The following is a 22,389-nucleotide window of genomic DNA, read 5'->3' on the forward strand; positions in this document are numbered from 1 at the left end:
ACGATGAAGGTATCTATTGAGCAAGCAATCGCAGCGGTCACCGCCGCACCATCCGTGACCTTTTTGACGGGTGCCGGTGTTTCGACCCCATCGGGCATTCCTGATTACCGTTCCTTAAAAGGGGTCTATCAAGGAGTGGCACAGCCAGAGTATTTGTTAAGCCATGACTGTTTAGAAAACGAACCGGAAACATTTTATCAGTTCGTCAAGCACCTCTACCATCCTCAAGCACAGCCTAATATTATTCATCAAAAAATGGCTGCGCTGCAAGCGAAGAAAACCGTTTGGGTTGTTTCGCAAAACATCGATGGCTTGCATGAAAAAGCAGGCAGTCACCAAAGAATTGATTTTCACGGCTCCTTGTACAACTGTTATTGCCGAAAATGCGGCAATCCGGTACCGTGGCAAGCGTATTTGGAGGATTGGCACCATGCAGGATGTGGTGGTCAGATCCGGCCAGCGATCGTGCTTTATGGGGAAGGATTTACGGATGAAACCATTGAAGGAGCCATTCAAGCCGTTGCTCAAGCCGACCTGACGGTGGTCGTGAGGACTTCGCTGCAAGTCTATCCTTTTGCAGGGCTAGTCGATTACAGCCAGCAGGTGTTGGTCATCAATAAGGAACCATTGACGATCCCGAATGAATATGGCATGTTGACCGCAGCAGCCGAAACGTTTTTCCAGAAAATTGAATGAAGGAGTTTATGATATGACACAACGTACCGAAAAAGAGAAAATGATTGCTGGCGAATTGTACTTTTCCCCAGATCCAGAATTGGTGGCAGATCGAAAATATGCCCGTGAACAAATGAACCTGATCAACCAAGAAACTGATACAAAAATCAAAGAGCAGTTACTAAAAGAAACTTTCGGCTCTGTGACTGGTCGAATCTATATCGAACCGAATGTCCGTTTTGATTATGGCTACAATATTTCTGTCGGCAAAAACTTCTATGCTAACTACGATTGTGTGCTATTAGATGTTTGTCCAATTACCTTTGGTGACAACTGTATGCTGGCACCCAATGTTCGGTTGTTTACGGCGACGCATCCATTGCATCCGGTCAAACGAAATAGCGGCTTAGAATTAGGGGCACCGATCGTGATTGGCGATAACGCGTGGATTGGTGGCGCGGCCACGATTTTGCCAGGGGTCCGCTTAGGCAACAATGTCGTGGTAGGCGCTGGCAGTGTCGTTACCAAATCATTCCCAGACAATGTTGTGTTGGCGGGAAATCCGGCACGGGTCATCAAGACGATCGACTTAGAAGAAGAAAACAACCAGCAAGATCCCTTGGCTGTTCAGCGGGCAGCGATCGATGACATTGATTGGCAACTCACGCATCTTTTGGAAAAACGTATGAGCACGGTCAACGAAATCGTACAATTGAAGAAAAGTAGTCAATTGCCAGTATTAGATGAAAATCGTGAAGAGAAAGTGCTGGAAAACATTCGGCAGGCGATTTCTAATCAAGCCTATGAAGAAACGATTTTGGCTATGTTTCAATCAATTATGAAACACTCAAAAACCTATCAAGAGAATCAATTGGAGGAATGAGTATGGATGGAGGAACACGTCGAGAAAACATTTTAGCGGCATTGAAGCAAGCGGACAAAGCGATCAGTGCCAGCAAACTGGCAGAATCGCTAGGAGTCAGCCGTCAAATCATCGTTGGGGACATTGCCTTATTGCGAGCAGCTGGTGAAGCGATTGTGGCTACGGCTCGCGGCTATCGTCTGCAAGCGCTGTTGGATGAGGCAGGACATGTCAGCAAGCTAGCGGTGCAGCATCGACCTGAACAAACGGAAGAAGAATTGCGCATCTTTGTCGCTTGTGGTGTGGAAGTGGTCGATGTCATCGTTGAGCATGAGATCTATGGAGAGATCACTGGCAATTTGCAGATCCAAACAGACCAAGACGTGACTGAGTTCATCAACAAAACCAAACATGCAGAAGCCCGCTTGCTCTCAGATTTAACCAATGGGGTACACTTGCATACGTTGCGCTACACCGATCCTGCGGCTCTGGAAAAAGCCAACCAACAGTTAGCAGAAAAAGGCATGCTCTACCAAAATTGAGGAGTGAAGTGATGCAAGATGTCTTATTGATCATTGACTTGCAAAATGGGGTCTGTCAAACAAATGACCAAACAATTGACCATTTGTCGGAATTATTGCTGTTCGTCAACCAACGAATCCAACGATATCGTAAAGAAGAAAAACCAGTTATTTTTGTTCAGCATGAAGAGGAGACGTTGCCCTACGGTAGCAAAGCATGGCAACTGCACCCAGCATTGGCCTATGAACCAACGGATCGTTTGATTCGAAAAAAACACGCCAATAGTTTTTTTCAAACAGATCTACAAGCGGTCTTACAGACAAACCAAGTGCGTAGTATCGAATTTGCTGGTGCTCAGACGGAATATTGCCTTGATGGCACGATCAAATTCGCGCATGGTCTGGGTTATCAAAACGTCGTGTATGCCCAAGCCACAACGACGTATCCAAGCCGAGGACGATCAGCAGCTGAAATCATTGATTGGTACGAAATGATCTGGCAAGGACGCTTTGCGGAAGTCTTGGCAAATCCTCAAATGAAAAAATTGTGATTTTTTGTTGACAAGGCGTTCATTTTCCAGTAAAGTACTCTTCAACAAGAATAATGAATCTGTTGAGAAGGAAAGTAACCGCGGATACTTCAAAGAGAGACTCTGGTTGGTGGAAAGAGTCAAGTCAGAAGCGATGAAAAATGGCCTTGGAGGATTGATTGTCGATAAGTAGGCAATCACGGATGCGCACTACCGTTACAAAGTGCACCAATCTCTAGCACGACTAGACGTTGGGTTGAGGGAAGGGAAACCTTCTAAACAAAAGGTGGTAACACGAGTATTCGTCCTTTTACTAGCAAACACTGGTAAAAGGACTTTTTTTATACCCAAAATCAAATAGCACCACACACGAAGAATTGGTAAGTACAAAAGCACGTTTTTTCAACAGAGAGCTTCGGTAGCTGAAAAGAAGCATCAAACGACTTTTAGAAAATGGCCAAGGAGTGATTCGTTCCGAGCAGTAGGTTGCAAGGCGACGACGGTAGCGACCGTTATCTGGCTAGAGTATGATCGTACTCGAAAAGGAGCTGTATGCGAGTGCAGCTTAAACTGAGGTGGTAACACGCAAAAAGGCGTCCTCAAACAAGTCACAGGTGACTTGTTTGAGGATGCCTTTTTTTATTGAAAAAGACAAGAACTAGGGGGAAGACGATGATTTCATTAAAAGACATATCAGTAACATTCAATCAACCAAAGAAACCCGCGATCCAAGCGGTCAAAAACGTATCGATCGAGATCGACAAAGGGGACGTTTACGGCATCGTGGGCTACTCAGGCGCCGGGAAAAGTACACTCGTCCGTGTAATCAACTTATTGCAGCGCCCAAGCAGCGGCAGCGTCGTCGTCAATGGTACCGAGCTGACCACGCTTTCGGCGAAAGACCTGCGAGAAAAACGGAAAACGATCGGAATGATCTTTCAGCACTTCAACTTGATGGACAGCCGCAATGTTTTTGATAACGTGGATTTCTCCTTGAAATATGGGGGACGGTCCAAACAGGAACGTCATCAAAAAGTAACCGAGCTGTTAGCGTTGGTGGGATTGGAAGAAAAAGCCCAAGCGTTTCCTAGCCAACTATCTGGAGGACAAAAACAGCGGGTCGCCATTGCCAGAGCGTTAGCGAATGATCCAGAGATCTTGCTTTGTGATGAAGCAACTAGCGCCCTTGATCCGAAAACGACCTTACAGATATTGGCTTTGTTGAAAAAATTAAATCGGACTCTCGGCTTGACTATCGTGATCATTACTCATGAGATGCAAGTCGTCAAAGAAATCTGCAACAAAGTGGCAGTGATGGAAGACGGCGAAGTCATCGAGCAAGGTTCAAGCGTTCAGATTTTCAGTCAACCAGAAAAACCATTGACCAAAGATTTCATCCGAACGGCGACGCACATCGACCAAGCCTTAGAAACGATCCTTGGCAGTTCGAAGTTTTCTTCCTTGGCACCAAATGAATGGCTGGTGGAGCTGTCCTACGTTGGCGATCAAACCAATGAACCACTGATCGCCCAATTGTACAGCCGCTACAAAGTGACCACCAATATTCTTTACGGCAACGTGGAGATCTTGCAAGAAGTGCCGATCGGCAGCTTAGTCGTTAGCTTATCCGGTGAATACCAACAGCGTAAACATGCCTTAGAATACTTGAAGGCGCAAGGAGTTTACACCAATATTTTAAAAGAAAATCATGCAGAACCATTAAACAATGTGATTAAAGGAGGATTTTAGATGGCTGCCTTATTAGAAAGATATTTTCCCAATGTTGTTGCGATCCAAGATGAATTTGTGACAGCAACGATCCAAACCTTGTATATGGTTTTTTGGACCTCTTTGATTGCGGGCATCTTAGGTATCTTGTTAGGGATCGTCTTGGTAGTGACTCGACCGAACGGGATTTTAGAAAATCGACCGCTCTTTGAATTTCTCGATAAAGTCATTAATGTGGTCCGTTCGATTCCCTTCATTATCTTATTGACGTTACTAGGAACCTTTACCCGATTCCTTGTTGGAACGACCATCGGCGAAACAGCAGCATTGGTCCCTTTGATTGCTGGGATCATCCCCTTCTTTGCTCGGCAGATCGAGATCGCCTTGCTAGAAGTTGACCCCGGTGTCGTAGAAGCAGCTGAAGCGATGGGCACCAGTCCTTTCGGTATCATTTTTCGGGTCTATTTGCCAGAAGGCGTGGCGGGAATCATTCGGGTCTCTGCATTGACTGTGATCAATGTGATCGGATTGACCGCCATGGCAGGAGCTGTTGGCGCTGGTGGTTTAGGCAACTTAGCCATCACCCGCGGGTACAACCGATTCCAGACCGATGTCACGATCATGGCGACCTTGATCATCTTAGTATTCGTTTTTATCAGTCAATTTGTCAGCAATCTACTCATTAAACGAGTATCACACTGACCACCACTTACGTACAAACAAAAAATCAAGCAAGTCTATGGAGGAAGCAAAAATGAAAAAAATCGTACAATCAATCGTCTTAGGGGCAGCATTATTATTTATTACAGGATGCGGAAACAATGGCAGTGCCGCAGCCAACGATCAAGAAGAAGTGACGGTGAAATTAGGGGTGATCGGTGCGGACACCGACGTCTGGGATGATGTCAAGGATCGTATGAAAGACGAAGGCATCAATTTAGAATATGTCCAATTTTCTGATTACAACCAACCCAACGCAGCCTTAGCTGATGGCTCCATCGACCTTAATTCATTCCAACACCAATTTTTCTTGGACAACTATAATGAAGAATTTGGTACTGATCTCGTATCGATCGGCAATACAGTCAATGCGCCATTAGGCATTTATTCCGACAAAGTGACGGATGTCAACGATTTGGCGGAAGGAGCTAAAGTTGCGATCCCTAATGATGTGACCAATGGTGGTCGGGCATTGCTTTTATTACAATCAGCTGGATTGATCAAAGTGGATGAAGCAGCCGGACAAACACCAACGGTCGCGGATATTACAGAAAACCGTTTGAACTTAGAAATTTCAGAACTTGATGCAGCGCAAACCGCCCGGGCACTTTCGGATGTCGATGTTTCGGTCATCAATAGCGGCATGGCGGTGGATGCAGGATTTGTACCAACCGAAGATGCGATCTTTTTAGAGCCTGTTGATGAAACGGCCCGTCCTTACGTCAACATCATTGCCGCCCGTAAAGAAGAGGAAGACAATGAAGTTTACCAAAAAGTGGTCGCTGCTTACCAAACAGAGGATACGAAAAAAGTCATCGAGGAAACGTCAAAAGGATCAAGCGTTCCTGCTTGGGAAACCTTTGGGGCAAAATAAGCACCATGTAATTTGATAAAAAACTGAAAAAGCATGTATAAAAAGGAGAGATTTGATTATGACAACAGCAACTATTACGAAAGCAACCATCAAACCATTTATCCAAGAGCGTTTAGCCGCTTATCAAGCCTTGGCATTAGATATCCACAATCACCCAGAAGTCAGCAACTATGAGTTTTATTCAGCCGATGCCCTGATCGCCCAATTAGAAAAAGAAGGCTTTGCTGTTAAAAAGGATGTGGCAGGCCATCGCACCGGCTTTGATGCCCGCTATGTCAGTGGGAAACCGGGTCCGACGATTGCCTTTTTAGCCGAGTATGATGCGTTACCTGGCATCGGTCATGCCTGCGGACACAATCTCTTCGGGACTTATTCCGTCTTAGCTGCCAGTGCTCTGCAACCTTTCATCGATGAGCTAGGCGGGGAGATTCGAGTCTATGGGACGCCAGGAGAAGAAGGTGGAGAAAATGGTTCCGCTAAAGGCAGTTTTGTCCGTGAAGGGTTCTTCGATGATGTCGATGCCGCTCTTTGTGTCCATCCAGCCCATCGCTATGGCAAAACGACGGCTTCATTAGCCAATGATCCAGTGGACATCAAGTTCTATGGTCGGGCTTCCCATGCGGCAGCTGCACCAGAAAAAGGCATCAACGCGTTAGAAGCATTGCTGCAAGTCTTTAACGGGATCAATGGGTTGCGCCTGCATTTACCAAAAGATGTCAATATTCATGGTGTGATCACCGATGGCGGCGTGGCAGCCAATGTCGTGCCAGAATATGCAGCCGGTCGTTTTTATTTACGAGCTGCCAATCGAGCAACCTTGAATGATGTCTACGAGAAAGTCGAAAACATCGTAAAAGGAGCCGCTTTAGCTACGGGAGCGACCTATGAATTTGGTTTGTTCCAAAACTCCGTCGACGATGTGATCGTGACACCAAGTTTTGATGAGATCTTCTTCGCCCATGCCCAAGAAGCGGGCGTACCTGCCGATGAGATCGATAAGGAAGCCAAAACAAGCCTTGGTTCGTCTGATGTCGGCAATGTCAGTCAAGTGATCCCGACGATCCAACCCACCGTTTCGATTTCAGATGACTACATTGCGGGTCATTCGGAAGAATTCAAAGCCGCTGCCAAGAGTGAAAAAGGCTTGCAATCGATCGCCATCGCGGCGGAACTTTTAGCGCTGACGGCATTAGACCTTTTTGAGCAGCCAGCGTTATTAGAAAAAATCAAAGCCGATCATCAAGAAAGCCTAGCGAAAGGCAATTAATGCCAAAACCGTGAAGGAAGATAGTCAATAGTATAGAAAAAAAGTCTCTGCCGCAAAATGTCGGTAGAGACTTTTTAGTTAGTCGATGACTAAAATGCCTTCTTTCAATGAAAAAGGATTTTGTTGATTGATATGATCGTAGAACATGACCCCGTTCAAATGATCGATCTCATGCTGAACGACGATCGCAGGATAGTTCTTCAAACGAACTTTTTTCTTTTTGCCGTTGATGTCGTAATAGCTGATCGTGATCCTGGCATGGCGTACCACGTAGCCAGGGACTTCACGGTCCACGGACAGACAGCCTTCGCCTTCACCCAAACAAGCTTCTTGCACGGAATGACTTAAAATTTTGGGGTTGTATAGAACATCTTTAAAATCAGGTTCTGTTTTTTCTGGGTCGCTACTAGGGACGAGGACCGCTGTGATTCGTTTTGAAATATCTAATTGAGGAGCTGCTAGACCAACGCCGCCTCTTAATTCAAGTTCTTCTGCCTTGACTGGATCTTGGCTATTTTCTAAAAAGGTCATCATTTCTTTTCCTAGTGCGATATCTTCTTCGCTCAAAGGAAAAGGTACTTCTTTTGCTACTTCACGCAAGGTTGGATTGCCTTCGCGAATAATATCATCCATTGTAATCATTGATGATGTGATTCCTCCTACTATGTAAAAATGACGAAAGCAAGTTTCGTTCCTAATAAAGTGTACCATAAGTGTAGAAAGAAGGGCATAAGAAAGTTTAAACGGTAAAGCTTTCTTATTAAATGAAACGATATTTCTATATTAATGATTTAATTATGAAATATAGTTGCGAATGGGAAAAGAATCAGTTATAATGCTTTTATAGAAAACGGTATCACGAAAGTGACCCATCAAGGAGGCAAAGAGATGTTCGGCTTTTCTGTATTTATGAACGAAGACTTGACGGCAGCAGAACTTGAGCAGATGACTGCGATGGCATCAGGCTTTAAAGGGATTTTCACCTCCATGCACATACCAGAAGATGATCGCAGTACTTATCGGCAGCGTTTGACGGACTTGGGAGGTTTCGCAAAAGACCATCAGCTGTCTTTAATGGTAGATATTTCTGGAAACGCATTAGCAGAAGCGGGCTTTTCCATCGACAATCTGGCGGAACTAAGGGAGATCGGTGTCACTGGTTTACGAATGGATTATGCGATCGACAATCAGCAAATCGCAGCTTTTTCAAAAGAAATGACCATCAGTTTGAATGCCAGTACATTGACGGAAAAAGACATTCGAGAGCTGCAGGCGTATGGAGCCGATTTTACTCGTTTGGAAGCTTGGCACAATTATTACCCCCGACCAGAAACGGGACTGGATGTTGGCTGGTTTCAGGAGAAGAACCGCTGGTTGAAAGCACAAGGCTTTTTCGTCCAAGCCTTTGTTCCAGGGGATGCCAAGAAACGCGGACCGTTATTTCAAGGATTACCCACACTGGAAAGACACCGCAACTGGTCGCCTTTTGCCGCAGCGATCGACTTATTGGCAACTGGCTCAGTCGATGCTGTTTACATTGGCGATGGCATGGTTTCTGAAAAAAGTGCCCAGCAGTTTGCGACGTATCTGCAAGAAGCGCGGATCGTTTTGCGGGTCAAAGATCTTGGTTCCACTTACTTTGAACACGTCTTAGGGAATCACCAAAATCGTTACGATGAAGCTCGGGATGTCTTGCGCAGCGCCGATGCCCGTTTCAATGCCATTCCAGAAGTCAAACCTGAACTTAGTCAAGAGCGGCCAGTGGGGGCTGTGACGATCGATAACCAAGAGTACTTGCGCTATATGGGAGAGATCCAGGTGTGCAAACGACCTTTGCCGGCAGACCCAAAAGTCAACCTCGCCGCTCAGGTGATACCAGCCGATCTGCCGTTGATCCAACAAATCAAAGCAGGGATGCGATTTAAATTAGAAAGAGATGATTCCGATGAATAAAATCAATTTAGACAAATTAACGACCGAACGACGCAATAGCGAAACGAGCAATTTAGATGAAATGACGATTTTAGAAGCGTGTCAAAAAATGAACCAAGAAGATCAAAAAGTTGCCTATGCGGTGGAAAAAGAAATTCCTAGTATTGAAAAAGTGATTGAACAAACCATCGTCGCTTTTAAAAAGGGCGGACGCTTGATTTATCTTGGCGCTGGGACGAGTGGTCGATTAGGCGTCTTGGATGCGGCCGAATGTGTCCCAACCTTTGGGGTATCACCTGAGATGGTGGTCGGTCTGATCGCCGGTGGCGAAGAAGCGATGACGGTCGCTGTTGAAGGAGCAGAAGACTCCTTAACGCTAGGCAAACAAGACCTTGTCGATTTGAAGTTGAACCCAAATGATATGGTGATCGGGATCGCTGCCAGTGGCAGAACCCCTTACGTGATCGGGGCGCTTGACTATGCCAATGAGCTCGGTGCCACAACGGCTACGATCGCTTGTAATAAAGACGCGGAGATCTCTCAGCATGCCAGCTTTCCAATCGAGGTCGATTGTGGACCAGAATTTCTGACAGGTTCGACTCGTTTAAAATCTGGGACGGCCCAAAAATTGATTTTGAATATGATCTCGACGTTATCGATGGTAGGGATCGGCAAAGTCTACAATAATTTGATGGTCGACGTGAAAGCGACCAACGAAAAATTGGTGGAACGCTCAAAACGGATCATCATGCAGGCAACTGAAGCTGATTATGAAACAGCCGCCGCGGCATTTGAAGAAGCAGATCAGAATGTCAAATTGGCGATCGTGATGCTGTTGACGGATAGCACGAAAGACGAAGCACAAGCAAAACTTGCCACGGCACAAGGGTTTGTCAAAACGGCGTTAGGAGGAGAAAAGTAATGGCAAAAGAAACACTGACGGTAGAAGAGCTAGCGGAGAAGATTTTTCAAGAAGTCGGCGGAATGGACAACGTAGAAACAGTCAATCACTGTATGACTCGTGTACGAATGACCGTCCGCGATCACGACAAGGTCGATCAACAAGGGTTAAAAGAGATTCCCGGTGTGATGGGGGTCGTCAATGACGAGCAGCTGCAAGTCATTATCGGACCAGGGAAAGTCAACAAAGTAGCTAACGCAATGGTGGCAAAAGCCGGTGTTGATTTAGGGCAAGAGATCCCGCAGCAAAAATCAGGCAAAGAGGCGTTATCAGAAAAAACGGCAGAGATGAAAGCAGCCCAAAAAGCCAAACAAAAATCATCGCCATTGAAGTCGCTGCTGAAAGACATTTCAAATATTTTTGTTCCAATGATTCCAGCCTTCGTTGGTGCAGGACTCGTTGCAGGGATCGCCTCCGTTCTGACCAACATGATCACGGCTGGCCGATTAGATGGAGACACTTGGAATTATTATGTCATGATTTTAAACGTCCTAAGAAATGGGATGTTCACCTATTTAGCGATCTTTACTGGGGTCAATGCTGCGCAGGTCTTTAAAGCCAATCCAACCCTTGGTGGAGTGATCGGTTCGATCATCTTGCTGACAGGTATGAACCCAGAAGCCCCGATCCAAAACTTGTTCACTGGCGAAGCGTTAGCTGCCAACCAAGGGGGGATCATCGGTGTGATCTTCGCTGTATGGCTTTTGGCGAAATTAGAGGCAGTGCTGCATCGAGTGATTCCTGAAGCGATCGATATTATCGTGACCCCGACGTTGTGTTTGTTGATCATCGGTTTGACGGAGATTTTCTTGATCATGCCATTGGCAGGTCTGATCTCTGACAGCTTAGTCGGTTCGATCACTTGGGTCTTGAATGTGGGCGGTGCTTTTTCTGGGTTTGTCTTAGGAGCGGCCTTCCTACCAATGGTCATGTTTGGTTTGCATCAAATTTTGACCCCGATCCACATCCAAATGATCGAAGCAACAGGCAGCACGCAATTATTACCGATTTTAGCAATGGCTGGTGCCGGTCAAGTCGGAGCAGCTCTAGCCTTATGGGTACGACTACGTAAAGACAAAGAGCTTTCTGAAATGATCAAAGGTGCATTGCCAGTTGGGATCTTAGGCATCGGCGAACCATTGATCTACGGAGTGACGTTGCCATTAGGTCGACCATTTATCACTGCTTGTATTGGTGGTGGGATCGGTGGTGCGGTCATTGGCGCTTTGACAAATATCGGCGCAACGGCGATTGGACCATCAGGGCTAGCTTTGATTCCATTGATTGCCAACGGCCGTTGGATGGGCTATATTTTCGGCTTGTTAGCAGGCTATGCTGGCGGCTTCGTTGCCACCTACTTCTTTGGGATTCCGAAGGATCGCTTAGAAGCAGTCAAAGAAAGCGAGGCAGAGGAAGAAAAACCAGCTGCAACCGTTACTGTGCAACCGCAACCAAAACAAACGAGTGAAACGGCTGCAAAGGAAACGACAGCAACTCCATCAAAAGAACCGATCGATACCCCTTTATACGCAGTAGCAACAGGCACGACAAAATCAATCAGTGCATCAAGTGATCCGGTATTTTCGCAAAAAATGATGGGCGACGGGTATTTTGTCTTGCCAGACAATGGAGCGATCTTTGCACCAGCAGCAGGAACCGTCACGACGATTTTTCCCACGAAACATGCATTGGGGATCAAGACTGCCAGCGGGCTAGAGATTCTGCTGCACATGGGTGTTGACACCGTCGAATTGCAAGGAGCGCCTTTTGAGATCCTGGTGGAGGAAGGCCAAGCCGTGACACCAACTACCCAAGTTGCCCAAGTCGATTTGGCACAGTTGACGGCTAAAGGCAAAGCTTCTGAGATGCTCGTGATCATCACCAATATGGAGCAAGTAGCCAATATCGAAGGATTACCAGGAACAGAAACAAAAGCGGGTCAAGCCGTCATGCATGTGGCAACGATAAAATAATGTTAAAACCTCTATCGGATAAAGATAGAGGTTTTTTTTAAGAAGTTACTAAATAGATTGCGAAAAATTTTCCTTTATGTTACAGTTTCGTTACAAAGGGAGTGATCCCATTCGAGGAGGCAATGAGGATGAAAAAAATAATTTGGTTCGGACTAATGACGCTGGCTTTTTCACCACTGATGGTTCATGCAGATGAAACAGCTACGAGTGAAAGTGGCAATCAGGCTGCCGTTAGCGAGACGCTTTCATCAGAGGAGCAATCAGGAACGGATCAGACACAAGCTGCTGTCCAAGAAAGTACAGTAGAAAATCAAGAGACGGATCAATCCGCTGCTTCAGAAACTACGACTACCGAGAATCAAGAACCAGTCGATTCCGAAGCTGTTATTGCCTCGATCCAAGCAGAGACGGGGACGCAAGATGTCAGTGAGATCAACACGTTAGCCGATGAACCTAGTTCGCTGCGTAGCGCCTTAACCCAAGGGATCACTGAAGGAAGTGTGACCGCATTTACCCAAGAACAGTTGGACCAGTTGACAGATGAAGAATTGACCAATGGCAATCGTCTGGCGCTACGTTATTCCAGTGATGCGATGGGCTTTGATATTGCTTACTTAGCAAAAATCATCGGTGCCTTGTTTGTCGATCAGACGTTATCCTGGGAAGCCATTGAGCCGCAACTGGCTTTTGATGCGAATAGCTACGCCAGTTTTGCTGACTTGATTCCTGTTGTGGATCAGCTGCAGGAATATTTACGGGTCGTCTATCCAGCAGACGGAGTCTTTTTACATTTGAATCAAGCCGTTTCCAACGAATGGATGATCTCAATTTTGACCAATTTAAATCAGATGGAACAAGAGATGCAAGTCGATCCAGGTGCCTTTGTCCCAGGACGGATCTCGTATATCATTCAAGCGGCAAATGATTCCATGTATCTGCCTACAGGCACGCAAACGAGTACGACTGAAGAAGCGACCGCAACATCGACGAGTGCTCAAGAAACAGCGACAACGACTTCTTCGAAAGAGGCCAACGCTACTGCCGATGGTGAAAAAACATTACCTAAAACCAATGAAGCGCCAAGCTATACCTTACTGATCGCAGGTGTTATCCTGCTGCTGATTGTTTTCTTGATTCTATGGCGCCGCAAGAAAAAATGATTGTTATTTATAATCGTCAGAATGAAAAAATAGCAACCTTCGTTTTCCATCAGGGAAACGAAGGTTTTTTGTTTTCAGAAATTTCATTGGTTATTTCTTTTCAAATAACGCCCTTTATAAAAAGACCAGAATCGATTCCTTCATAAAAAAGTCAAATTTAAATTCTTGCATTCTCTGGTGAGGGGTGTATAATGACACAGTGTCATATGACAACGTGTCATATCGAGAGCTGTGATTTATTTTAAATTAGAAAGGAGTTGCTTGTGATGCCGACCGATACATTTTTTCACTTGCCGCCAGAAAAACAAAAGCGCATCTTAAATGCGGCGAAAAAAGAATTCTCAAGGCTACCGCTGAAAGACGCCTCGATCGCCAACATCATCAAAGATGCCGAGATTCCTCGCGGGAGTTTTTACCAATACTTCGAAAACAAAGAAGATCTTTATTACTATTATTTCCATACGTTGAAAAAAAATAGTCAGCGAGATCTGCTGAAATCGATCCAACATGAAAACGGGGATCTGTTTGCGGGGTTCGAATGGTACTTTTCACGGATGATCGCCGAGGTTTTCAAAGGCAAAAACGCAAACTTTTACCGCAATTTATTTATGAGTATGGATTATCGTTCCTTCCATAAAGTCGTGCCAGAGATGCAGCACAAGATGCATCAAGAAAACAAAGCCGATCGGCAGAAGCAGCAAGCCATCTTTTTGTCAGAGGTCGACAAAGATTTATTGAAAGTCAAAGACGACCATGAGTTGAAAATGCTGATCCAGCTGCTGATGCATACCGTTTTTTCGACGATTGCCGAAGCCTATCGCCAATCAGCGTTTGATCCAGACTATGATCCTGCCGAAGCGATCGCTGATTTCAACAGTAAAGTCCGCTGGTTAAGAGAGGGCGCAAAAAAAGAAAGAGGGGAAACCTATGATTAAGCTGATAAAACGCGTATCCGTCATTTCCATAATCATGGCAGTGGTGTTTATGGTGATCCAAGTCGTTTCTGATTTGTATCTACCGACATTGACTTCCAATATTATCAACAATGGGGTGGCGACAGGCGACATTGATTACATTTGGAAAACCGGCTTTTACATGATCGGCTTTTCATTGATCAGTATCATCGCCGCTTTAGGAAATACGTATTTCGCAACAAGAGAATCACAAAAATTAGGACAAAAACTACGTTCGGACATTTACCAAAAAGTTGAGAATTTTTCTTCTCGATCTTTTGATAAATTTGGGACCGCATCATTGATTACAAGAACCACCAACGACGTCAACCAAATTCAAATGGTGACGCAAATGTTTTTACGTATGATGATCAATGCACCGATCACACTGATTGGGGCGAGTTTCTTGGCCTATCAAAAAGATGCCCAATTAACACGAATCTTTTTAGTCGTTATTCCTATCATGCTAGTATTGGTCGGCGGTATTATGTATTTTGCCGTTCCTTTATTCAAAAGTATGCAAAAGAAAACCGACCGTTTGAACTTAGTCTTTCGTGAAGGCTTGACGGGGGTCCGCGTTATTCGGGCATTTGACAAGACGGATTATGAAGCGAATCGCTTTGATGAAGCCAACAAAGATTACACCCACACCGCGATTAAAGTAAACACCATCGTGGCATTGATGATGCCATTGATGACGTTGATCATGAGTGGGACGAACATTGCCATCACATGGTTTGGGGGACATTATATTGCCGAAATGACCTTAGAAGTCGGAAACTTGATTGCGTTTATGACCTATGCAATGCAAATTTTGATCAGCTTTATGATGCTGTCCATGATCTTCGTGATGGTGCCAAGAGCCCAAGCATCAGCTGATCGGATCAACGAAGTCTTAAATGAAGAAGATGAAATTCTCGATCCAAAAACACCAGCGACATTGAGCTTACAAGGGGACCAAGCAAGCTTGGCCTTTGACCATGTGGCGTATCGCTACCAAGGCGCTGAGAAATTGGCGTTGGAAGATATCGATTTTCAAGCAAAATCTGGTGATTTTGTTGCCATCATCGGTGGGACGGGCTCAGGGAAAACGACCTTAGTCAATCTCTTGCCTCGTTTGTACGATGTGGAGTCTGGTGCAATCAAAATCAATGGGGTCAATATTGCAGAAGTCACCCAGCACAATCTACGAGAAGTCGTGGGCTTTGTTCCGCAAAAAGCGGTACTGTTTTCTGGTACCATTCGTGAAAATATGAAATACGGAAAACCCGATGCATCAGATGAAGAAATCTGGCAAGCACTAGAGATTGCCCAAGCCAAAGATTTTGTCTCCGAACTGGCAGATGGCTTAGATAGCCGTGTAGAACAAGGCGGCGGCAACTTCTCTGGTGGACAACGTCAACGTTTAGCGATCGCTCGTGCGTTAGTGAAACAAGCAGATGTCTATGTCTTTGATGATTCCTTCTCCGCACTGGACTTCAAAACCGATGCCAACTTACGAGCAGCGCTGAAACGCGACATGCAAGACAGCATTATGGTCGTGGTTGCCCAACGGGTCAGCACCGTCATGGATGCCGATACGATCTTAGTATTGGATGAAGGAAAACTCGTAGGAAAAGGAACCCATGAATCATTAATGGCAGACAATGAAACCTACCAAGAAATCGTTTCTTCACAATTGAGAGAGGAGGATCTTGCATGAGTGAAAAGAAAACAACAACACAACACCGTGGCGTACCAATGGGCGGCGGTCCAGGCCGTAACATCGGTGCCAAAGGACCAAAACCAAAAAACTTTTGGGGGACGGTCAAACGGCTTTTCGGGTACATGTCGAAACGCTCCATCGCTATCATTGCCGTCTTCGTTTTAGCGATCGCAGCCGTGATCTTCCAAATCCAAACACCGAAAATTTTAGGGGAAGCGACCACTGAAATTTTTAAAGGTGTCATGATCGGTGCGCAGCAGATGCAAGCCGGCCAACAGGTAACAGAATTTCCTATCGATTTTGAGAAAGTTGGTCAAATCATTTTGATCGCGATCGGCATGTATGTGATTTCAGCCGTCTTCAACTTTCTACAACAGTTTATTATGACCCGTGTCTCGCAACGGACGGTTTATGAGCTGCGTCGTGACTTAGATGAAAAAATGAACCGCTTGCCGATCTCTTACTATGATACTCACTCAAATGGGGATATCATGTCACGGGCGATCAATGATATGGATAATATCGCAAGTACCCTGCAACAAAACTTGACCCAATTTATTACGAGTGTCGTGACCTTTATCGGGGTTTTGTGGATGATGTTGACGATCAGTTGGCAACTGACTTTGGTTGCTTTAGCAACGGTTCCTTTAAGCTTGATCGTCGTGATGATCGTCGCACCAAAATCGCAAAAATTCTTTGCGGCACAACAAAAAAGTTTAGGATTGCTCAATGACCAAGTCGAAGAAACTTACGGCGGTCATACCGTTGTCAAAACCTTCAACCATGAAGCCGCCGATCAAGTCGTTTTTGAAGAAGAAAATGACCGTCTGTATTCCGCTGGTTGGAAAGCCCAATTTATTTCAGCGATCATTATGCCCTTGATGAACTTCATTAAAAACTTAGGCTATGTCTTCGTGGCTGTCCTTGGTGGGATCAAAGTGGCGAATGGGAACATGACGTTAGGGGATGTGCAAGCATTCTTGCAATACACCAATCAATTCTCTCAACCAATCACTCAAATCGCTAGCTTACTAAATACCATCCAATCAACCGTTGCATCTGCCGAACGGGTCTTTGAAGTCTTGGATGAAGAAGAAATGACTGATGAGCCTTCTGGATTGCCAGTGGAAGACAGTGAATACAAAGTTCGTTTCGATCATGTTCAATTTGGTTATGCGCCAGACAAATTATTGATGACCGATTTTAATCTGGATGTTAAAGCTGGTGAGATGGTGGCTATCGTAGGACCTACCGGCGCTGGGAAAACCACGCTGATCAATCTCTTGGAACGTTTTTATGATGTTTCTGGCGGTAGCATTCGTTACGATGGCAAAGATACCCGAGACTTGACTCGTGATGAGTTGCGTAGTAATATCTCGATGGTGCTGCAAGATACGTGGTTGTTTACTGGTTCCATCTATGACAACATTCATTATGGAAATGAAAAAGCAACCAAAGAGCAAGTGATCGCTGCGGCGAAAGCTGCCCATGTGGATGATTTTGTTCGCAAATTGCCAGAAGGCTATGATACGGTCTTGAATGAAGAAGCCAGCAACATCTCCCAAGGTCAACGTCAGCTGATCACGATCGCCCGCGCCTTCTTAGCGGATCCCGACGTTTTGATTTTGGATGAAGCAACTTCTAGTGTCGATACGCGGACGGAAATCTTGATCCAAAAAGCAATGGGTCGTTTGTTAGAAAATCGGACCAGCTTTGTGGTTGCTCACCGTCTCTCTACGATTCGTGATGCTGACAATATCATCGTGATGAATCACGGGTCCATTGTTGAGACTGGAAATCATGAGGAATTGATGGCACAAAACGGTTTCTATGCAGACCTGTATAACAGTCAATTTTCAGAAGAAGTGGCGTGATCCACTGTTTGTAATGAAAGAAATTCTTCCCCAAATAATGATAAACAGACCGCCAAAGGTTGACTGAAAGAAAGCAGTGATTGTCACTGCTTTCTTTTTTTTATGAATTTTTATCGCTTTAATTTAAATATTTATTGCAATTAACTGGATTAAAATGTATATTAATACATAATTTCGAATAATCCAAGACAAGGAGTGAAACCAATGAGTCATCTTTTTCCTAATTACAGCCGTTTACCCATCGATATCCAGCAAGGCAACGGCAGCTATGTGGTAGATTCGCAAGGCAACCAATATTTAGATTTAACAAGCGGCATCGGGGTCGTTAATCTCGGTTATGGGCATCCCAAAGTGCAAGCCGCATTGATGACACAAGCAGAGCAGATTTGGCATGTGCCGAATTTGTATGACAGCCAGTTGCAAGAAGAAGTTGCCCAAAAGCTGACCCAAAATCAAAAGAGCGCTTCAGACGAGCCGTATCTGGCTTATTTTTGCAATAGTGGCGCTGAGGCGAACGAAGCTGCTTTAAAGTTGGCTCGCAAAGCGACTGGCCGCAGCAAAGTCATTAGTTTTGAACAATCTTTCCATGGTCGGACCTTTGGGGCGATGTCTTTGACTGGGCAAAGTAGTATCCATGATGGGTTTGGACCGTTAGTACCAGAGATGGTGTATGTACCCTTTAATGACCTTGAGGCATTGCAAGCCGTTTTAGATGAGCAGACGGCAGCCGTGTTTTTAGAATTGATCCAAGGCGAAGGCGGTGTGATCCCTGCTGAGGTGGCGTGGGTCCAAGCGGTGGCAGCCCTTTGTCAGGAGTTGGGGGTACTACTGGTGGTGGATGAGATCCAAACCGGGATGGGACGGACAGGAACACTGTTTGCTTTTGAAGGATATGGCATTGAACCTGATCTTTTTACCGTAGCAAAAGGGCTTGGTAACGGGATCCCTGTCGGAGCGATGCTAGGCAAAAGCCATTTGCAAACGGCTTTTGGACCGGGGAGTCACGGTTCGACCTTTGGTGGCAATAAATTAGCGATGGCCGCTGCTAGTGCCGTTTGCAGTGTGTTGCAAGAAGGGGACATTCAAGTCAATGTTCAATTGCGCCAGCAGCAGTTTCTCGACGGATTGCAAGGACTATCTAAGGTGCAGGCGATTCGTGGGAAAGGATTGATGATCGGTATCGAATTAGCCGATTCGGAAAGCTTGCAATCCGTGTTGACCCAACTGCGGAACCAAGGCCTCCTCGCATTAAAAGCGGGAACCAAGGTTTTGCGCTTGCTGCCGCCTTTAACGATCTCGCAAGAGGAAACGACAGCAGCCTTGGCGATTTTGCAAGCTGTCTTAGCATAATTGCATAAAAATAGATTTTTCGGGCTTTTTTTCTTATAAAAACCGAATAATAGCGAATTTATTTTGAATAGTTTTATAAATAATCATTGACAGAGCGATGGGAGTTTCTTATAATCTTAAGTAAATTCTTTTGAGGAGTGACGTGTTTGAAGGCAGCAATCGTTGGTGTAACAGGGTATACCGGAATTGAATTGATTCGTTTGATCCAGCAACATCCCCAATTGGAGGTGGGCACCTTGCATAGTCATTCTATGCATGAAAATTCATCAGTTTTGTATCCTCATTTAATTGGACTGACAGAGCGGCTGATCGAACCTTTTGATGCAGAAAAAATCCAAAAGGAAAATCAACTCGTGTTTTTTGCGACTCCTGCTGGAATCAGCAAAGAACTCGCAGCGACTCTTGTCGCAAATGACTTTCCAGTGATTGACCTTTCCGGTGATCTGCGATTGAAGGATCGGGATAGCTATCAAAAATGGTATCACCAAGAAGCTGCACCTGCCGAGTTGTTGGCACAAGCGACCTATTCGCTGCCTGAGTTTGCAACGACTCCTGGCAATTTGATCGCCAATCCAGGCTGTTATGCGACTGCTGCCATTTTAGCTGCTGCGCCGTTGGTTCAGCAAAAACTATTCAGCGGTACGTTGATTTTTGATGGCAAGTCGGGTTTGTCGGGTGCTGGTAAGAAATTGACGGACAGCAGTCACTTTGCAACCGCTGCGGATAACATGACGATGTATAAGCCAAATCAGCATCAGCATATTCCTGAGATCATGCAGCAGTTTCAGCAATGGGATCAGGCAATGCCGCCGATCCAATTTTCTACCAGCTTACTGCCTGTCAAAAGAGGGATCTTTATGACGCTTTATGCGCCTATCAAAGACGCGATTTCGCAAGAGGACATCTATGAGCAGTACGTAAAAACGTATCAAGACCATCCGTTTGTCCGAGTGCAACCGTTAGGAAAGCTGCCCGAGCTGCGGCAAGTGACGGGAACGAATTTTTGTGACATTGGCATATGTTTCAATCCGCTGACCCAAGTGTTGACCGTTGTCGCAGTGATCGATAATTTAGGCAAAGGGGCTGCTGGCCAAGCGATCCAAAACTTCAATCGATGGGCAAAGATACCAGAAACGACTGGTCTTATGCAAGCACCGTTATATCCATAAAATAGCCAACAGACGCGTGAGGATACTCGTGTCAGCCAGTGGACAATCCGCAAAAAGGTGGCAGTAGGAGGAAAGAAAATGAAAGAAATCGAAGGAACGATCGCAACCCCCAAAGGTTTTTTTGCCGACGGTCTGCATTGCGGTCTGAAGAAAGAGAAAGTCGATCTTGGTTGGATCGTCTCTGAAGTGCCAGCCAGTGCTGCGGCAGTCTTTACCACCAATCAAGTACAAGCGGCACCCATTCTCGTTACAAAGGAAAAAATGCAAGCAGGCACCTTGCAAGGCGTGATCGTCAATGCGGGCAATGCCAATGCTTGTACCGGGGAGCAAGGTTTAAAAGATGCACAAGAGATGGCAGAATTGGCAGCAGCCCAGCTGCATACGAGTCCCGAAGCCTTTGCGGTAGCCTCCACCGGGATCATTGGTAAGAGCTTACCGATGGAAAAAATCACTGCAGGGATTCAGCAACTAAACAGGCAAGGGGATGCCCACCGATTTCAAAGAGCGATTTTGACGACGGATCTGACTGAAAAAAGCAGTGTCATCCAATCAACGATCGCTGACAAAACGGTGACTGTTGCGGGCTGTGCAAAAGGGTCTGGTATGATCCATCCCAATATGGCTACGATGCTGGCCTTTGTTACGACGGATGCGGCGATCGCTCCAGCACTCTTGCAAGCACTGCTGAAAGAATTAACCGACGTTACCTTCAATCAAATCACGGTCGATGGCGATACATCCACCAATGATATGGTGTTAGTTTTAGCCAACGGGTTAGCCAAAAATCCAACGATTGAAGCTGACACGCCAGCTTATCATGAGTTTAAAGGGATGCTCAAAGCAGTTCTGACCGCACTAGCCAAAGCAGTTGCAAAGGACGGAGAAGGCGCCAGCAAATTGATCGAAGCTCACACGAGTGGAGCTGTGACCGATGAAGCAGCCCGAATGATCAGCAAAACCATCGTTGGTTCGCCACTGGTCAAAACAGCCCTCTTTGGCAAAGACCCGAACTGGGGGCGTATCTTATGTGCAGTGGGCTATAGTGGGCAGCCGATCGACCCAGCAACGGTATCGATTGCATTAGCCGACATTCCCGTCTTTGTCCAAGGGACACCGGTAGCTTTTGACGAAACCATCATGCAAGAACAGTTGGCGGAAAATGAAGTCAAAGTCGCTGTCGAGCTGAAAGAAGGGACAGGCGTTGGCACCGCTTGGGGCTGTGATCTGACGTATGACTATGTGAAAATCAACGCACTATATCATACCTGAAAGAAATCAGGTACTAGACAAAAAGGAGCGAGTAGATGGAAACGATCGTAGTAAAAATCGGCGGTGTCGCCTCAGACAATTTAACCCCGTCATTCTTTGAGACGATAGCAGACTGGCAAGCTGCGGGCAAAAAAGTAGTCATCGTCCATGGCGGCGGTCACTACATCTCAGAAATGATGGAGAAAATGGCGTTGACAGTCACGATCAAAGACGGCCTGCGGGTGACCGACCCCCAGACGCTTGAAGTAACTAGAATGGTCCTTTTGGGACAAGTTCAACCGCTGATCACGACCGCTTTCCAGCAAGCTGGGTTCCATGCCGTAGGACTGAATGCTGGCTGTGATCAACTGATTCAAGGAGAAGTCATTAATGAAGAAAAATTAGGACAGGTGGGGAAGGTTCAACAAATCAACGCTGCTTTCCTGCAGCTCTTGACAGAGAAAAAACATGTCCCGATCCTAGCACCGCTAGGAATTACCCCAGAGGGGCAATGGCTGAACATCAATGCCGATGAAGTAGCGTGTCAGGTTGCTGCTAGTTTACAAGCCGAAAAACTATATTTGTTGACGGATGTCCCTGGGATCAAGCAAGAAAGCCAGTGGTTATCGGCTGTTTCTTTTGAAGAGATCCCCCGTTTGATCACCGAAGAAGTAGTCACAGGCGGCATGCTGCCAAAACTAAAAAGTGCGCAGAAAGCCTTGAAAGCAGGGGTAGCTGCCGTTTGTATCACCGATCGAATCGATCGTTTAGGAACCCAGATCCTCGCGGCAAGTCCAGCCGCAGCTGTCTGTAGCTGAAGCCATTAGCAACACCCAAATGCCTCTTCTCTACTCATAAAAATGCAAAATTCTGACTTTTCTGTGCTT

The 22,389-nt window shown here is 45.8% G+C and carries 20 protein-coding genes and 2 other annotated features; of the genes, 19 read left to right on the forward strand and 1 reads right to left on the reverse strand.

Annotated elements, in window-relative coordinates:
- Positions 1-3: 3 nt before the first annotated feature.
- From A5878_RS02080 to A5878_RS02115, 8 genes are all read left to right on the forward strand, one after another.
- Positions 4-696: an NAD-dependent protein deacylase gene (locus tag A5878_RS02080; RefSeq protein WP_086294456.1), complete on the forward strand. Its 693-nt coding sequence runs from the start codon at positions 4-6 to the stop codon at positions 694-696.
- Positions 697-709: 13 nt separating this feature from the next.
- A complete protein-coding gene (locus A5878_RS02085) occupies positions 710-1,558 on the forward strand; it encodes a chorismate mutase (RefSeq protein ID WP_008376222.1) in 849 nt (282 codons plus the stop codon).
- Positions 1,555-2,079 (forward strand): transcription repressor NadR, encoded by a 525-nt coding sequence (locus A5878_RS02090; RefSeq protein ID WP_086294457.1) that lies wholly within the window; start codon positions 1,555-1,557, stop codon positions 2,077-2,079. Before A5878_RS02085 ends, A5878_RS02090 begins: the two co-directional genes overlap by 4 nt.
- A gap of 11 nt (positions 2,080-2,090) precedes the next feature.
- Positions 2,091-2,609: a cysteine hydrolase family protein gene (locus A5878_RS02095; protein ID WP_086293862.1), complete on the forward strand. Its 519-nt coding sequence runs from the start codon at positions 2,091-2,093 to the stop codon at positions 2,607-2,609.
- Between the two features lie 53 nt (positions 2,610-2,662).
- Positions 2,663-2,901, forward strand: a binding site (T-box leader).
- Between the two features lie 50 nt (positions 2,902-2,951).
- Positions 2,952-3,192 (forward strand) — a binding site (T-box leader).
- Between the two features lie 68 nt (positions 3,193-3,260).
- Positions 3,261-4,337: a methionine ABC transporter ATP-binding protein gene (locus A5878_RS02100; protein WP_086294458.1), complete on the forward strand. Its 1,077-nt coding sequence runs from the start codon at positions 3,261-3,263 to the stop codon at positions 4,335-4,337.
- Positions 4,338-5,018, forward strand: coding sequence for a methionine ABC transporter permease (locus A5878_RS02105; RefSeq protein WP_010748680.1), 681 nt, complete (start codon positions 4,338-4,340; stop codon positions 5,016-5,018). It abuts the gene before it with no gap.
- 52 nt (positions 5,019-5,070) lie between these two features.
- Positions 5,071-5,910 carry a MetQ/NlpA family ABC transporter substrate-binding protein gene (locus tag A5878_RS02110; RefSeq protein ID WP_086294459.1) on the forward strand — a complete coding sequence of 280 codons (840 nt, stop codon included), beginning with the start codon at positions 5,071-5,073 and terminating at the stop codon, positions 5,908-5,910.
- Between the two features lie 58 nt (positions 5,911-5,968).
- Positions 5,969-7,177 carry a M20 family metallopeptidase gene (locus tag A5878_RS02115; RefSeq protein WP_086294460.1) on the forward strand — a complete coding sequence of 403 codons (1,209 nt, stop codon included), beginning with the start codon at positions 5,969-5,971 and terminating at the stop codon, positions 7,175-7,177.
- 78 nt (positions 7,178-7,255) lie between these two features.
- Here the strand turns inward: A5878_RS02115 and def are convergent, their stop codons facing one another.
- Entirely contained in the window at positions 7,256-7,819 is a 564-nt protein-coding gene (gene def, locus A5878_RS02120; RefSeq protein WP_005227211.1) for a peptide deformylase, read from the reverse strand.
- A gap of 246 nt (positions 7,820-8,065) precedes the next feature.
- Between def and A5878_RS02125 the strand changes: the two genes are divergently transcribed.
- From A5878_RS02125 to argB, 11 genes are all read left to right on the forward strand, one after another.
- Positions 8,066-9,130 (forward strand): DUF871 domain-containing protein, encoded by a 1,065-nt coding sequence (locus tag A5878_RS02125; protein ID WP_153882984.1) that lies wholly within the window; start codon positions 8,066-8,068, stop codon positions 9,128-9,130.
- A complete protein-coding gene (murQ, locus tag A5878_RS02130) occupies positions 9,123-10,031 on the forward strand; it encodes an N-acetylmuramic acid 6-phosphate etherase (RefSeq protein WP_086294462.1) in 909 nt (302 codons plus the stop codon). The genes A5878_RS02125 and murQ overlap by 8 nt, the downstream gene beginning before the upstream one ends.
- Positions 10,031-12,043, forward strand: coding sequence for a glucose PTS transporter subunit IIA (locus A5878_RS02135; RefSeq protein WP_086294463.1), 2,013 nt, complete (start codon positions 10,031-10,033; stop codon positions 12,041-12,043). The genes murQ and A5878_RS02135 overlap by 1 nt, the downstream gene beginning before the upstream one ends.
- 128 nt (positions 12,044-12,171) lie before the next feature.
- A complete protein-coding gene (locus A5878_RS02140; RefSeq protein WP_086294464.1) occupies positions 12,172-13,203 on the forward strand; it encodes an LPXTG cell wall anchor domain-containing protein in 1,032 nt (343 codons plus the stop codon).
- A gap of 266 nt (positions 13,204-13,469) precedes the next feature.
- Positions 13,470-14,138, forward strand: coding sequence for a TetR/AcrR family transcriptional regulator (locus A5878_RS02145; RefSeq protein ID WP_005227217.1), 669 nt, complete (start codon positions 13,470-13,472; stop codon positions 14,136-14,138).
- On the forward strand, positions 14,131-15,858 hold the full coding sequence (locus tag A5878_RS02150; RefSeq protein WP_086294465.1) for an ABC transporter ATP-binding protein: 1,728 nt from the start codon (positions 14,131-14,133) through the stop codon (positions 15,856-15,858). Before A5878_RS02145 ends, A5878_RS02150 begins: the two co-directional genes overlap by 8 nt.
- Positions 15,855-17,735 (forward strand): ABC transporter ATP-binding protein, encoded by a 1,881-nt coding sequence (locus A5878_RS02155; protein ID WP_086294466.1) that lies wholly within the window; start codon positions 15,855-15,857, stop codon positions 17,733-17,735. Before A5878_RS02150 ends, A5878_RS02155 begins: the two co-directional genes overlap by 4 nt.
- A gap of 204 nt (positions 17,736-17,939) precedes the next feature.
- Positions 17,940-19,085, forward strand: a complete 1,146-nt coding sequence (locus A5878_RS02160) for an acetylornithine transaminase (RefSeq protein WP_086294467.1) — start codon at positions 17,940-17,942, stop codon at positions 19,083-19,085.
- A gap of 146 nt (positions 19,086-19,231) precedes the next feature.
- Positions 19,232-20,254 (forward strand): N-acetyl-gamma-glutamyl-phosphate reductase, encoded by a 1,023-nt coding sequence (gene argC / locus A5878_RS02165; protein WP_016609579.1) that lies wholly within the window; start codon positions 19,232-19,234, stop codon positions 20,252-20,254.
- Positions 20,255-20,332: 78 nt separating this feature from the next.
- On the forward strand, positions 20,333-21,523 hold the full coding sequence (argJ, locus tag A5878_RS02170) for a bifunctional glutamate N-acetyltransferase/amino-acid acetyltransferase ArgJ (protein ID WP_086294468.1): 1,191 nt from the start codon (positions 20,333-20,335) through the stop codon (positions 21,521-21,523).
- A gap of 35 nt (positions 21,524-21,558) precedes the next feature.
- Positions 21,559-22,320 (forward strand): acetylglutamate kinase, encoded by a 762-nt coding sequence (argB, locus tag A5878_RS02175; RefSeq protein WP_086294469.1) that lies wholly within the window; start codon positions 21,559-21,561, stop codon positions 22,318-22,320.
- Positions 22,321-22,389 lie beyond the last annotated feature (69 nt).

The organism is Enterococcus sp. 3G6_DIV0642, from assembly GCF_002140635.1.
In the GTDB taxonomy this organism is placed as follows: Bacteria; Bacillota; Bacilli; order Lactobacillales; family Enterococcaceae; genus Enterococcus_D; species Enterococcus_D casseliflavus.